At 63.5% G+C, this 14,321-nt stretch carries 13 protein-coding genes; 5 read left to right on the plus strand and 8 right to left on the minus strand.

Features of this window, described 5'->3' with window-relative positions; translation table 11 throughout:
• Nucleotides 1-28 precede the first annotated feature (28 nt).
• The 3 genes from CH249_RS19335 to CH249_RS19345 form a co-directional block, all read right to left on the minus strand.
• Nucleotides 29-1,858: a hypothetical protein gene (locus tag CH249_RS19335; RefSeq protein ID WP_143544555.1), complete on the minus strand. Its 1,830-nt coding sequence runs from the start codon at nt 1,856-1,858 to the stop codon at nt 29-31.
• A gap of 523 nt (nt 1,859-2,381) precedes the next feature.
• Complete coding sequence (locus tag CH249_RS19340; RefSeq protein ID WP_051364802.1) at nt 2,382-3,461, minus strand: acyl-CoA dehydrogenase family protein; 1,080 nt, start codon at nt 3,459-3,461, stop codon at nt 2,382-2,384.
• Nucleotides 3,458-4,513: a DUF3068 domain-containing protein gene (locus CH249_RS19345; RefSeq protein WP_051364804.1), complete on the minus strand. Its 1,056-nt coding sequence runs from the start codon at nt 4,511-4,513 to the stop codon at nt 3,458-3,460. Before CH249_RS19345 ends, CH249_RS19340 begins: the two co-directional genes overlap by 4 nt.
• A 327-nt stretch (nt 4,514-4,840) precedes the next feature.
• Between CH249_RS19345 and CH249_RS28525 the strand changes: the two genes are divergently transcribed.
• The gene (locus CH249_RS28525; RefSeq protein ID WP_231893830.1) at nt 4,841-5,185 is read left to right on the plus strand and encodes an isoprenylcysteine carboxylmethyltransferase family protein; all 345 of its coding nucleotides are present in this window, start codon (nt 4,841-4,843) and stop codon (nt 5,183-5,185) included.
• Here the strand turns inward: CH249_RS28525 and CH249_RS19355 are convergent.
• The 5 genes from CH249_RS19355 to CH249_RS19375 form a co-directional block, all read right to left on the minus strand.
• A complete protein-coding gene (locus CH249_RS19355) occupies nt 5,175-6,128 on the minus strand; it encodes a hypothetical protein (protein WP_143544556.1) in 954 nt (317 codons plus the stop codon). The genes CH249_RS28525 and CH249_RS19355 overlap by 11 nt on opposite strands.
• Complete coding sequence (locus tag CH249_RS19360) at nt 6,116-6,568, minus strand: hypothetical protein (RefSeq protein WP_143544557.1); 453 nt, start codon at nt 6,566-6,568, stop codon at nt 6,116-6,118. Before CH249_RS19360 ends, CH249_RS19355 begins: the two co-directional genes overlap by 13 nt.
• Nucleotides 6,569-6,726: 158 nt before the next feature.
• The gene (locus CH249_RS19365) at nt 6,727-7,074 is read right to left on the minus strand and encodes a hypothetical protein (protein ID WP_139278504.1); all 348 of its coding nucleotides are present in this window, start codon (nt 7,072-7,074) and stop codon (nt 6,727-6,729) included.
• A 203-nt stretch (nt 7,075-7,277) separates the two neighbouring features.
• Nucleotides 7,278-7,955, minus strand: a complete 678-nt coding sequence (locus CH249_RS19370) for a helix-turn-helix domain-containing protein (RefSeq protein WP_032407514.1) — start codon at nt 7,953-7,955, stop codon at nt 7,278-7,280.
• Nucleotides 7,956-8,214: 259 nt separating this feature from the next.
• Complete coding sequence (locus tag CH249_RS19375) at nt 8,215-8,691, minus strand: helix-turn-helix domain-containing protein (RefSeq protein ID WP_027494123.1); 477 nt, start codon at nt 8,689-8,691, stop codon at nt 8,215-8,217.
• A gap of 1,156 nt (nt 8,692-9,847) precedes the next feature.
• Here CH249_RS19375 and CH249_RS19385 point away from each other — a divergent pair.
• The 4 genes from CH249_RS19385 to CH249_RS19400 all read left to right on the plus strand — a co-directional run.
• Nucleotides 9,848-11,050, plus strand: a complete 1,203-nt coding sequence (locus CH249_RS19385; protein WP_256988379.1) for a hypothetical protein — start codon at nt 9,848-9,850, stop codon at nt 11,048-11,050.
• Nucleotides 11,051-11,139: 89 nt separating this feature from the next.
• Entirely contained in the window at nt 11,140-11,988 is an 849-nt protein-coding gene (locus tag CH249_RS19390; protein ID WP_094682987.1) for a hypothetical protein, read from the plus strand.
• Nucleotides 11,989-12,039: 51 nt separating this feature from the next.
• Entirely contained in the window at nt 12,040-13,728 is a 1,689-nt protein-coding gene (locus CH249_RS19395; protein WP_256988380.1) for a cutinase family protein, read from the plus strand.
• A gap of 32 nt (nt 13,729-13,760) precedes the next feature.
• Nucleotides 13,761-14,321 (plus strand): DUF6668 family protein (locus CH249_RS19400; protein ID WP_179274307.1); only part of this gene is annotated, 561 nt, incomplete at its 3' end.

Below are 14,321 nucleotides of genomic sequence, written 5' to 3' on the forward strand. Positions count from 1 at the left end.
CCTGAACTCGTGGCCGATACACGGTGCGTTAGAACGGGTCCGGTGGGCCGGTGTTCATCACGGCCAGGATGTAGTCGTGGTCGGGTGAATCGGCCGGGTGATCGTCGGCGACCGCGAACACCGACCGATCGGGCTCCGGCGGGGTGCGTGCTTCCTCCCGGGCTGCGAGCCATTCTCGCCAGACGATGCGTTCGGCGCGGTGGCGCACGATGCGGGCACGAACGGCCGAGGTGAGGCCGTGACGATGGCCGATGTCGTCGAGTTCGACGGGCCCGATACCGATGTGGGTGTTCTCGATTGTGAGGAGCCCGGCGACGCGTAGATCCAGCAGAGCCTCGTACCCGCTGGTGCGTCCCATCCCGATGGCAGTGAACAACTCATCCGCCGTCAGAGGCTCGGCTGCGGCAACTACTGCGTCGTAGAGGACGCGGTGACGCCACCCGATGACACTCCACGCCGGGTGTACCGACTCCACTTCGGCTGGCCCTGCCACGGTGTCGACTACCGCCGCACGTCCCGCATGTGTGGGCACTAGTGCGTACCGATCGGGGTTCTGGCCGACTCCGCGTTCGATCAGCAACAGCGGTGAGCCTTCCATGTCCCGCAGCCGCTCCAGAACGGACCACACCGTCGATTCGGGGAGCATGCCGGCGGCGATGGACAGTGACCGCCCACCGACACCGACAGTGGGGACGCCTTCCACTAACTGCCCTGACATTGCGGCAGCCCACGCCAAGGCTTGAACGACTGCATGGGTGGTCCAGCGATCCCGGCGATGAAGAAACTCGGAGGCGACCCAGGTTTGGGCGTGGGTAAGCCAGGAACGAAGTACTGGATCGTAGGTACCCCCTGTGTGCTTTTGCTTGTGCCCGGTATCCCGGACTGGGTCGGGGAGTGTCGATGCGGCCCAGTCGAGGGCGCGGGCAGTGTCGCGGCGGATGGCGCGTTCGGGTTCGGCGTAGCGGGCGTATGCGGCACGCACACCCGCCCATGCCGGCTCAGAGACGCGGGTGAGGATTTCGGTGGCGCTGGCTCCGGCGAGGACTGCGTGGGTGATGACGGATTGGCGTGCTTCCGAGCGTGAGGGCCAGCGGCGGGTGTCGATGCGGCCGGTGCTGGCGAAGTCGAGGACGCAGCGAGGCGGCGGGGCGGAACGGCAGAAACGTGGGTGCAACCGGGCGTCATCGCTGCTGCCGAGGACGCGTTCAGTGGACGTCTCGGCGCGGATGTGGGTGTCGATCGGGCTGGTGACCGTGCGGCCAGTTCCTCCGAGCAGCGCTTCGAGGCGTTGGAGTGTGCCGGCATCGGACCCGACGGTCAGGATGTCGGCCGCTGTAGCCGGGTCGAGGTCGACGAGGGTGCGGTAGCCACCTTCTTTGCACTGCGAGCCCGGCACGGTGATGCACCCGGTTTTGTGGTTGGTCATCGGTGTGATGTCCAACGTGGGAAGTCGCGCTGCAAGAAGACGTAGCAGTGGTCGTACTTCGCCGGCGGTGACTGTTTTTCCCGGTGCCAGCGGTATCAGCACGTGTCGGCCGCCGCTGGTCGATTGGTCGACGACGGCGCGGCCACCGCATTCGGTCAACCAGGCCAGCAGACGCGTCACGTCGGCGACAACGCAGGCGTGGCCATGGTGTTTGGTGTCGAAGTCCAGGGCAACGATGCCGGCGCGCTCGCGTGAGAACAGCGGCACAGCGGATGGCAGTGCCGGCCTTTTGACCGTCAGCGGCCCCGCGGACACGTATTTACGGGTCGTCGGGTCGTAGAGACGCATCGATCGACGCGCAGCAATGGCCGGTGCGAATCGACGCCACAGCCGGTCCGCAGTCGCATCCGGGTGGACGACACGAGCATTCAATCTTGTACCTACTTCAGGGCACGATGTACCCTGAGACATGTCCTCCAAGACAGTCCCTTCGGGGAAAGCACCACAGAACGAGTTGCGAGCTAGTCACTCGCTTCTCTGACTTCGAGAACCCTCGGCCCGCCCGCCGGGGGTTTTTCGTTATCTGTGCTGCGCTAATTCAGTTGGTCGTATGTGCCGAATGTCAGTTCGGGACAGAACGATCATGCAGTCAGCGGCAACACTCCTTGGTTTCGCGGTCGGTTGAGTTCAAGCGCGAGGTCCTCGCGGTCATTCACGATCGCGATGAGATCGGCCAGGTACTGACCCAGAGATGTCACACCTGCTGAACTCTGTTGTTCTTCGAGCGTTTTTATGAGCTCTAGCGGGATTCGGACAGTCAACGGCTTCCGGTCACCCTTACTGGGCATCGGCATAGCGTGGCCTCCTTCATCTGCATCATCGGTCCCAACCAGTGCCTATCCTGATGCAGAATCATGTTCGACGGGCTCAGACACGCCGAGAGCGTCGAAGGAAATTACATTGATGTGAGTAACCCGTTCGATTGGAACCCTTCTGAGCTTGTTTGGGCAATCGACTGCTGCTGCTCAATGCTGGCCAGTAGATGAGCGCGTATCTCGGCAGTGGCAGTGCAAACCAGCGCGAAATTCGCCTCGCGTGCGGTGCGTTCAGCCAGCCCCCCGCGCCTCACAGCCTTGCTGCCCGCTACAGCTGTGAAGTATGCCGATACGTCGACGGCGAAGCGGCAGACCTGCGCTCGTACCTCGTGAATATCGATCCTCGTGTCGGTTACGGCCTCATTCAACGACTTTCGGAGGTTGATAAACCCGTCTGTGAGTGCTTGGTTGTTCTGACCAAGCTCATCCAAGGCAGTCAGGCATCGACTCGACAACCCGAGTGCCAGCGAGCCGTTGATACGAACGATTGCACGATCAATCGTCGACATTGGCCCTTGCTTGCTCAGGCTCTTTCGTTGCACGTGCATGACATTGCTGTCGGCTACGGCAAGGCCGTCGAATTTAAGCGAGACAGTGCGAGATGCGTTGGCTGCAGCCAAGTGAAGCGGCTCATGGGACAGGCCCCTACCGCCTGCTGCCGAAACGAGGAACGTGACCGTCGAGTCGTTTAACTGGTCGTACGCCGTTACTCCAACGACGTCGATCATGCCCCACCCAGTCACGAATGGCGCACAGCCTTCGATCCGATAGCCATCCGCAGTCCGGTGGGCCCGGACGAGGGGTCGCTGCGGTGAGGCGTAGCCACTGCCTGACACGCCAGCGCGAATCGTGCCCATCCGTAAGCCTGAGAGATGTTCTGCTTTGAGTGACTCGTTCCCCGACGTAGCGAGTCTGAGGAGAGTGCCGTGATGCTGGGCCCATACGAACGCTGTTGCTAAACAACCGCTTACCAGGATCTCCCCTACGGCGGACATGGTCTGGAGCGGATTGTCGCTTCCTAAAGCTACGCCGTAGAGCCCTTGGCTGACCAGTAAGTCGAAGTGCGACTCAGGAATCTCAGCGGTCTCGTCGACCACTGCCGCAGCAGGTTCCAAGACCTCTTTGCGAAGCTCCTGTGCCTTGGCTATCCAATCGATCACGACAGTGTCCTCTCGGTCGCTTGCTGCTGCATGTCATCCCCTCTGTCGCCAGGAGCCGGTCCGTCAGAATTCAGCGAACTCGGCCCTGGGGGCCTCGGACGGCAACACACCCCAACGCCGAGTGCGAATGCAGAGAGACCGGCGAGCCCGAGAAGAACGGGACCGTATGTCTCAGCCCAGTCGATGAGACGCTTGGACTCGACTGCCCGCTGCACCTGCTCGTCGACCGTGGCAGCGTCGAGCTCTGGCGACATTTCCACGATGGTGACCGCCGACGGGTCGTTAGCGGTACGTCCGTAGTACTGGTGAACCGCTTGTTTCCCGAAGACGATTGCACCCGTCGTGGGCTCAACGAGCAGCTCACGGCGTGCCTTGTAGAACCGGTGCATCAGAATCTCTTCGTCCCCGTCGATACCCCAGTACGACGCAGGGAGGCTGAGCTTGCCGCCGGTGTCGAAGGGCGCGATGTCCTGAACGAAACGGTAGACGTCCAGGCCGTTGATGTTGGTCTCGCCGTCGAACTGGACGTCCTGGCTGCGGCGCGTGGTAGTATCGAAGTACGGATAGGACCTCTTTTCGACGTCGAACGGAAACTTGAGCGAGAGCCCGTCGTGCGTGACTTCGTCGGCGGGTTGATCGTCGTACTTCTGGATCGACCCGATCGGATCGTCCATCGGCATCGCAGTTCTGCGGTCGGCGGTGAATCTGTCGACGGTTGCGTTGACCGTTCCTCGTTCACCAGGTCTGTCGTCTCGTTGCAACAAAACAGCGGATTGCATGGTGATCTTGTTGCTGTCGGACGGTTCTTCGACAGTAACCTGCTGTAAGACACGAATGGGAACGTCGCGATCGACTTTCGAGACGCCCTGAACGAGCGCTTCGGTGTCGAGCAAGGTCGCGGTGCCCGTTGCGACCGTTGCGGAGTCGACGTCGAGAGGCGTTTTCACCAGCTGTGGAGCCATGTACAGGGACATTGTTGCGGAGGATGCGGCGAGGAACGCACCGACCCCGACCAGTGCCAGGCCTTTGATCGGTAGTGTCGCCGTCGTCATGCGTTGGTCCTTAAAGTTGGTCGGTACCCTGCTCGTCTCGGAGCGGCTACTGAGTCTGAGAAGCTGTGTCGCATGATCGTCAAGAGGCTGCCCTTGTTCGTGACCAGTCGACCGGCCGCTGTGGTTTTGGCTACCGCTTTCGCGGGATTTGCGTTGTCGGAGTACAGGATGGGCAAGCGGAGGCCGCGAGCGGGCTCTGTGAATCGGGACAACGGGTCCGGTAGAGCAGTTGGCCGTGGCCTTGCACTGGCGTACGGCGGAGGCCTCGTGCTGAGCGTGGCCTCGCCGGCAACCGTCATTAATCGGCACCGGAGAACGATTTTCGTCGTGGGCTTGACCACCGCTGCACTCGGGCAGGCCCTCCGGCTGGCTTCGGCGCGGAAGCTCGGGGAGTCCTTCACGTTCAAGGTCCACACGCATCCAGAGCAACTGGTGGTGCAGACGGGCCCGTACCGGTTGATTCGGCACCCCTCGTACACGGGGGCATTGATCTGCGCGCTGGGATTCTCCATCGCGTACGGGAACTGGCTTGCCCCCGTCATGGTGTCGTTTCTGGCGGGGGGATATGTCCACCGGATCCCGTCGGAAGAGTCCGCGATGCTCGAGGGCATAGGAGAGGGGTACGCCGAATACATGACGCGCTCTAAGCGCTTGATCCCGTTCATCTTCTAGTCGCCCCCGCGGAAGTTGCCTTACCGTCTTCACCGTCGACCATCTCGACCATGAGTCGGGTAGACGCGACGGAGTTTCTGCTGGCACGCCAGGCAGCCCGCTTGGAGCTCGGGATCAGAGTGTCCGCAAGGATGGCGTTGCTTCGAGTCGCCAAGGCCTGCCACTCATCCATGTACGCAACGATGCGTCGGTACCGCTGGACGCGAGGAAGCAGTGTCGTCCAGATGTACACCCACGCAACGTATCCGGCGACGAGCAGGGGCGACATGATGAGGAAGAGCGATATCTGAACGGTGTGGTCGGTGTACCAGTTCTCTGTGCCGCGGGTGAACGCAACTAGGTAGACGATTTTGTGAACTGCGTAGAGCAGGATCATCCCGCACGCCACCGCAGCAGCGGTGAGAACGCGCGCTAGTTCTCCGGTCTTCACGATCAGAGCCATGCGAACCAACAGGTAGAACGGCACTACCACGCACAGCGACAGGCTTCCGAGGAAGATGACCCAGTAGACCAGCATCCAGCCTTCGGCTGGAAAGGTCTGACTTAGGTAATATGTAGGTCTCGACGGCGCGGGGGAAAGGAGAAAAGAGACGACCAGACCGACAACCAACGCCGCGGTGACCGCGTAGCGAGAGCGACGCGAGAAACTACGTTGGGTCGAGTGAGCCACCATCCCGACCCATTGGGTTGCGGCGCAAATCGCCATGGCCTGAGCTATCAGAACAGATATGTTCCACAGGCCCGTTACGTCGTGTATGACAGGGTCAAGCTTGTCGTCTGCCAGCGCATGAATTCTGAACATCTGCGCAACGCTGAGAGTGAGCAGTAGCACCGTCATGGGGCGAGTTTGCGGCCTCCGCCTGTACAACGGTAGGCGTTGAAGACCGAACACCAGCAACACTATTGGCAGTATCGCCTCGAAGAACGTGCTCACATCTGCCACCCAAAAATTGTGGCCACCCGGCGCAGGGTCTCCTTGTCTTTCGAGTCGATGTTCTCCGGGTAGAACGGCTTGCGTAGGGAATCGGCGCGGGCAAGCATGAGTGTGCCGAGCCATTCGGCCTCTGCTTCGATGGGCTGAAGGAAATCCGGGACTCGTGTGAAGCACACCTTCGCCCGTTGTTCCTCGGCAAGTGCGCTGATCATTGTCCTCGGAATGGCAGGAGCCATCCTCATGAACGATTCGACCAGAATGTCCTCGGTGACAACAACATCGGCATCATGACCGAGAAGTATGTGTGCGACTTCGTGGAGGATGCATTGTTCACGGAAGAGCGGATCTACGTCCGCACGGACGTAGATGACATCGACCGGGGCAGTTCGTACCCAAAAGCCCGAGACCTCGCCGCTTTCGCTCAGATCGTCAGGTAGATCGAGGATCACAATGACGCGGCCGATCTTGAACCCAACCTCGGCAACGAATCGGTCGATCGACCAGGGTCTCGTGAACTGCAGTTGCAGTGTGTCGAGGAAGGATCTGGCACGTAGCTCGGGGTCGTCGATAGTTCTCGCTGCAGCGGCAGCGTCTCGGACCGAGCTCATTATGTCGATTCGCCAGCTTCGGCCGGTTCGTGCCGATTCTGCTTCTCGAAACGTCCGTGCGTGTCCCGGACCAGCTCGCTCAGACGCTCAGCGATCGCCGGAGTCAGCTGCGGTACCCGAGTTCGTAGAGCAAATACCGTGGCCTGGGAGTTCCGAACATTGTCGAAGTAATCGAGCTGCGCGTTATAGTCCATCTGCTCGGCAGTGGTGCCGACCAGGTAGGTAACCGGCGACTCGAAGAAGGTCGCTACTGCCTCGAGGACGTCTCGTTCGGCGTCGTCGACCGCCTGGCTGCGGAGCACTTTCACTTCTTCCGCAGTGACGTGGCGACCGACGCTTTTGCTCACATGCGCCGCGACCTGCGGGTCCAGATCATCGAGTGTCCCCAGATGTCGGAAGCCCCCGAATAGCCTGCTGATTCGATCGTGTAGCGGTAGCTGGCTGTCCATTGTGGTCTGTTCCTTCCGAACGTTCTCTCCCCGCGGAGTACTACGAGAGGCTTGGTCCCGAGCAAGCACCCTTGCCCATTTCTTGCGCAACTTCAACTGCTTCACTCGCGCTCCGCCCATCGCTCCTGGAACCTGGCGTCCAGCTCGTCGTCGATGTCGTCGTGCCGCCCAGCCAGCCAGCGACGGTAGAGCTGTTCTTCGCGCTCGACCGGGTCGTAGTCGGCGGCGGGTTTATCGAGGAGGGGGCCGAATGCCATCTCCGCCATCGGAGGGAGGGTTCTCCCAGGGCCCCCACTTCTTTCCAAGACCGCGGTGGCATACCGTCCGGCTACGCGGGAAACAAAGGCGTTGAATCCCCCGACGACCTGGTCGAAGTATTCTAGTGGGGGATCCGCGCCACGACAGCTCTCGTGCGCGGCATTGAGCTGCCGGTGCAGCCCGAACAGATTGTTGATTTCGTCCAGGGGAAGCACAATTGCATCCGGCTCGGCGGCGGCACTGCTCGATCTGGAGTTTCTGTTCGACAGGCTCTCCAGGGGGACAGGATCGCCACCGGCGAGAACAGCAGCTGCGCTCCCTTTGCTCCACCGCAGGCCTTGGTCGAGCTTCCTGATCACGGCCGGACTGGGCGCCCGACCGAGAGTGTCGTTTTCGATGTTGCCAAGTGTGGTGTCCGACGGTCCACCAGCATCACGGACCTCGAACCTAGTCAACGCAAGCCTTGCCCGCCGCGCCGCCACCACCTTGCCAAAACGGGCCAGGTCGTCTGTTTCCTGCATTACTGCATCCTATGTCCGGTAAGCAAAAAAATCGCAATTCCCAAGTAAATGTACCGGATGGACATAGAAGCAGCTCAGGACTACGAGGTTGTCGCTACGAACCCGTCTAATTTGCAAAAATTTTGCTTCTAAGTTGCTCTGTTTTCGATCGCCGGTACATACTGCACTCATGCCGACGCCCGCCGCGCCACCCTTACCGTCGCTGCGGTTCACGACGTCGACTCAACGACGTTGCCGATTCAGGAACTGGCGAGCCTCGTCACGCTTGAACGCCAGCCGGCCGGTCTCGCGCACGCTCGTAACTGCGAACGAGCTCATCGATCCCGATCTCGAGCGCCGCAGCAAGGCGGCGAGCATTCTCATCGGTCAACTTCACCTCGCCGCGCTCGATACGGGCAATCATCGACGTACTGATACCCACCTGCTGGCCCAGCTGCGGCTGCGTAAGCCCGAGAAGGACGCGCCAATCTCCAGGGAAGCGCTGATCCCTGGGTACGTCGACAAGCTCACTGATGGGCAGGCCGAGGGTCTTCGCAACAAGGGCCAGGGTGTCGACCTGAGGACTCCGGGTGCCGGATTCCCATTGCTGGACGGTGGCACCTCCGAGCCCGGACTTTCGTGCGAGATCCGCCCGGCTCATGCCTCTACTTTCACGCAGCGACGTCAGCCGTGCCGGGTCGAACCCCCGCAAGACGCGTCGACTCACTGTCGCATTCCGTTCATTGCTAGACACCATGCCGCACCTCCACTAAGGTCTAATCTGTGCATGACCTTAAACGATGCAAATGTCGTGATAGGTCGAACCGTTTTATTGACCTGGAGGACAGGCAGTTACCCTCCACCGTCGCAAACGTGGAGGTGGCGATGCCCCTGATCGAAAGAGGGGCAGAAGCAAAGTAAGAGAAACCCCGGGTGCGCAAGTGATTGGCGTCCGAACGCCCCGGGGTCCCGTATCTGCGAATGACAACTGCGCCTGAACACACGGCACCCGCAGGCCTACCAGCCTAGGTGCACAGCGCAGTCCACACGACTGGAGCACCTATGACATCGCTGCTGAAACCTCAACCGTTACGATTTCGACCCGCCCCCATGCCCCCTCACGGCTACACAGAGTCGACTCCGTGCGCCTCCCTCACCACGGTCGCCGGCATCGGCCTCGTCGCGTGCTCACTCGACGGTGGGCACGACCGCGATCGGCCTCACCAAGAGATCGACGAATCCACGGGCCAGATCCTGACACAGTGGCCATCTCGATCGAGCCAATTCAAACAGCCGAACTTTTCTGACCTCCAGCACGTCGCCTGACGAGCCCAATGCTTGAAATCGGCACCTGCCCAACAAGTGCCGGTTTCAGGACGTGGTGGCCTGGCCCCACCGCCCGGGGCCAGGCCACCACGTTTCACCACGAGTGACTGGGAGCTCGATCTGCACATCTACGCCAGCTCAAGCTCCTTGCCACGAAGAAAAATCCTGAGATGGAGCCCGGCATGTTTCCTGTTGAGGCTGCCCCTCACTCTCATCTGGTGACCCGGCACGAGGGTCGTACGGTAACGCTTCACTCATCATGTGCCGAACCGCACGAACCTGCCGGTTGTTGACCCAATCACTCGCTACCAGAAAGGAATACGCAGCTTCCTCGGCTTGTCTCGCAAACTTCGCTTCTAGCTCGGCCTGCTGGGCTGACAGCTCGTGGATGCCAGCGTGCAACGGACGCCCGCTGGCATCCACTCCCAAGGCATCACCCGCCGTCCGCGCTGAGGGATCACCCGAAGGCTGACCCTCGTTTTCGGTCGTTCCCCAGCGCGGACGGTGGTGGTTCCACCATCAACCACTCCTGTCACACATCACCCAATACCGCTGCATCACAGCGGCTTACGAAAGGCACACCACTCATGTCTCCTCAGCAAGGAATCGGTGGGCGTCACCGCCGCCGCAGGGACCGGGCTCTCGTTCTCACTGCCGTTCCCGTGGCCGTCGCCCTCGCGTGGGGCACCGCGACCGCACACGCGGCACCACAGGACTTCGTGACCGCACCCGACACCGCACAGTCTGGAACCACCGACACCACCCCCGTTGCGCCGCCGCCCGCGCCGACCCAGGAACGCCAGTTCCTGCCCGGCTACCAGGCCTCACCCCAGGTGCAGCAGACCGAATGGCGTAGCTACAACGACTACCGGTCCGGCAACCAGCAGTCGTCGTACCAGAACACCTACTACGAGCCCGCTCCCGCGCCGCAGGCCGCGCCGACCGACGCACCGCCCGCCCTGCAAGCGGCCCCGCCGCCCCCGCCGCCGGTTCCGACCGTGCAGCGCAAGGTCATTGCGCCGATCGACGCACCCGAGGGCTACGTCCTCGTCGGAGGCGAACTCGTGCCGTACGACCCGAACCTGCTCGATCCGAACTTGGTAGAGCAGTTCAACAACACCGGAGCCGCCATTCAGGCCGACGGTGGAAACTGGCTCGTGGACAACGGATTCGCCGACGCATCCCGCGCGGACCGTATCGCTGCGGGCACCATCACCGGCGTCGTCGCCGGTGGCGCTGTCGGCCTTGCCGCTTCCGTGGCCCCTGCCGCAGTCATCACCGGTACCGCCGCTGCGATCGGCGGCGGACTCGGCGTCGCTGCCACTACCGGCACAGGTGCGATTGTCTGGGGCGGACCGGTCGGCTGGGTCTTCATTCCCGGCGCAGCGGCACTCGCCGGAGCAGGCGTGGGCGCAGCCCTGTCGGCACCGATCGTTCTCGGTCTGACCGGTGCAGGCGCTGCGATCGGCGGCGTCCTCGGTGCCACCGTGCTCGGCGGTGAGCAGCAGATCATCGAAGAGCCCGCCCCGCTCCCGGCACCCGAGGCCGTCCCGGCACCCCCGGCCCCGCCGGTCACCGCCGCGCCGCTGGCACTGGATGCCCCCAGCGTTCAGAGCGCCGTCGACGCCCCGGTGTGGACCGAACCAGCCTTCGAGCAGGCCACGCAGTTCACCTCGACAGTGCTCGAGCAGCCCGCTGTGGCTGACACCGTCGCCGCGGTGAGCACTGCCGTCGCACCGGTTCTCGACCAGGCGAACGCTGCCCTGGCAGGCCTGAACCTCGCGATCTGATCTCCGGGTGCAGCCCGACCACCGGTGGTCGGGCTGTATCCGAAGGTTCGATCCCGTTCCTGCACTTCGACACTCGGAAAGGCCCTGTTGTGGCACCTCGAGAGACCCCCGACGACAGCTCCGATGATTGGTTCGCCGACCCTGTCGTCGCCGACACAGAGACTGCCGCTGCAGCGTCCGAGCGCAGACTGACCGTCCTGACCGACCAGAACCACACCGACGTCGATCACGACGACGACTGGTTCGCAGGCGACTCTGCGGAGGACATGGGCTCCGCCCGGCCAGCGGATGGATACAGCTCCTTCGACGAACGGACCTCTCTACTTCGCGCTGGAGGCCCCTACACCGCGCAAACGCCGCCCCCACGGTCGTGGTGGCGACGCCACCGCGCCGCTGTCGCCGTCACGATTGCCCTCACGGTCCTGGTCGGAGGAGGCTTGGGAGCAGCTCTGGTCCTCACCGGTGTCGGTGACGAACCGCAGGCCCCTGCCGCTCTGCTTCCCGCCGACATCGTCACCACCACAACCCTTCCCACATCGGCGGCCCCCGCTGCCGCCGGTGCCGCCGCCGCCGATGTCACCTGGTGCAAGGGCCAAGCCGACGGTGACCCGGTCACCGAAGACAGTGACGACCCTGGCGCGGTGGCGATCTGGCGGTTCGAGAAGGCCTTTTACTTCGACCGCGACGGTGCCGCAGCCCGCGCAGCAGGTGCACCGGACGCGGTGATGGCGTCCGCGCAGAGACTCCAGCAGGGGATCGACCAGCTCGAACCCGACATCGAGTTCTGTGTCCTGGCCGACCCGATCGACGCCGGGATCTACGACGTCACCGTCGTCGAACGCGGACCCGGCATCGACGGCCGCATGAGCCGCCAACGGATCACCACCACCGAGCAGCAGGACGGCACAACGCTCATCTCCGCCATCGTCCCGCGCTGACCCCTTATGACCAGGCACATCCGCTGGACCCCACCGAAGAAGAGAGAAACCGTGCACACATCCATCGACCAGGTTCGCCGCCTCACTCCGCGCCTGCTCGCCGCCACCGCAGCGATGACGGTCGCGGTCTCCGCCAGCGGCGTCGCGGCCGCGCAGCCCTCCGCCACTCCCACCCCGTCAGGATCGACGACCACCAGCCAATCCAGCACCGACGGCAACTGCCCGGTACTGCATCTCGTCGTCGTCCCCGGCACCACCGAGATCGACGAGAACACCTCACCCGACACCGATTCGGGCTTCTTCTCCCGCCTGACCGTCCCGGCGATGCGTGATGCGAACTCCGGCGACGGACCCGCTCTCGAACGCAGCTACGTCCCGTACCCGGCGAGTTTCGGCGGCAAGCCCGGCGATCGCTCCGCCGTTCCCTACGCCCAGTCCGTCGACATCGGCGTCGAGAACACCACCAAGATGATCTCCGACATCGCCGCACGCTGCCCCGGCACCAAAGTCTTCCTCTCCGGCTACTCCCAGGGCGGCGAGGTCGCCTCCCAAGTCACCCGTGACATCGGAGCAGGAACCGGACCCGTCGACGCCGACCACTTCGCCGGCGCAGCACTGTTCTCCGACCCCACCCGCGCCGAAGGTGAAGACGTCATCGCCGGCGGCGGCTCCACCCCCGCCCCGGCACCGGGAACGAGCGGTGCAGCAGTGGACACCGTCCAACTCGCCCCGGCCGTCGCCGCAGCCGCCCCCGCAGGCGGCGGTATCGCACCGACACCGAAAATCGCCGGATTCGGAGCAGTCTCCGACCGGGTCGCCTCGTACTGCACCGCAGGCGATCTCGCGTGCGACACCCCCATCGACGCCCCCGCCGCCAAGCTGGTGGCCTCCATTGCCGGACAGTCCTCGATGGACACCCGCGACCCCGTCCGGATCCTCACCGACGTCTCCACCGCCGTCGGACGCACCGCCCTGATGACCGGCGCGTCGGTGATCAACGACAACATCGACTTCGACTCCAAGGCAGGACGATTCGAGGTCAACTCGTCGTCGGAAACGGTGCTGTCGAAGATGGCGAAGTACTCCGACCCCTCCGCCACCACGACAGACGAGATGATCGACGAAGCAGTCGGTGCGGTCACCAAGATCGCCGGCATGGCCATCGGGGCGGCGATCACCGTCGCCAAGGACGTCATCACCCCCGAGACCATCGGCCAGCTCGCCACCGTCGGCCTGACCAACCCACCCGCAGCCCTCGGCATACTCGCCACCAAAGTGCTGTCCTCGGCGGTCAAGCTCGTGCCCCCGGCCACCATCGACTCGGCCGTCGACGTCGCGTTCAAGGAAGTGTCGAACACCATCGACGAGAACGCCGGTCTCGCGCAGCTCGTCACCGACACCTCCTACTGGAACACCGCCACCAAACACGGCTCCTACGACAGTGTTCCGGTCGGATCCAAAGGTGAGACCCCCGTCGAGTTGACCGTGCGGTGGATCGTCGCACTCGCCGCTGACCTGACCGGCGATCAGTCTCTCGCCGACAAGGTCGGGGCAGTGATCAAACAGGGTGCGGCCTTGTTCGCCACCACCGACACCGTCCGCAGTGCCGGCAGCATCCTCGCCGCCCACGCCACCGTCGGAGCCACCGGAACCGCAACGACGACCTCAGCGGCCACCACGACGACCCCCTCTGTTTCTGCCGCTGTGCCGACCACCGTCTCACCAACCACCACTCGGTGACCGAGAACGCCGGAGAAGGAGGTGCGCCCGAGATGGCCGCACAACCAGCTGAGCACCATGACTATTACCGAGACGACGACGTGTCGGTCACCCCGGCCGGGCTGCGGATACCGCCGCCCGAACGCCGAGCACCGATTCACGACGACCCGGTTGCAGTCCACGGTCGCCCGCCCGTGATGTGGCTCCTCGCCGCTCACGGGCGCTCCGGCGCAGGCACACTCGCTCAGATCTGGGCCCCGGCGGGCGATGCTCGCCGGGGCTGGCCCGCAGCCGACCGGCACCGCAACGTCGTGGTCGTGTGCCGTACGGACCGGGCCGGCCTCGACGCCGCGCACGATCTTCTCCTGCAAGCTCAGGCGGGCCTCGTCGGCGACTGCACTCTCCTCGGACTGGTCCTTGTTCCCGACGCCCCCGGCCCACTCCCCAAGACCCTGCGCCGATGGGCAGACGTCGTCGCCTCCGCAGCACCAGCGGTGTGGCGGATCCCGTACGTCGAGGATCTGCGCACGGTTTCTCTCTTCTTCGGTGGGGTCCAGCGGATGTGCCTGGTCATAAGGGGTCAGCGCGGGACGATGGCGGAGATGTGCCAAGCC

The sequence above is a fragment of the Rhodococcus sp. 05-2255-3B1 genome (genome assembly GCF_002258545.1).
Lineage (GTDB): Bacteria > Actinomycetota > Actinomycetes > Mycobacteriales > Mycobacteriaceae > Rhodococcoides.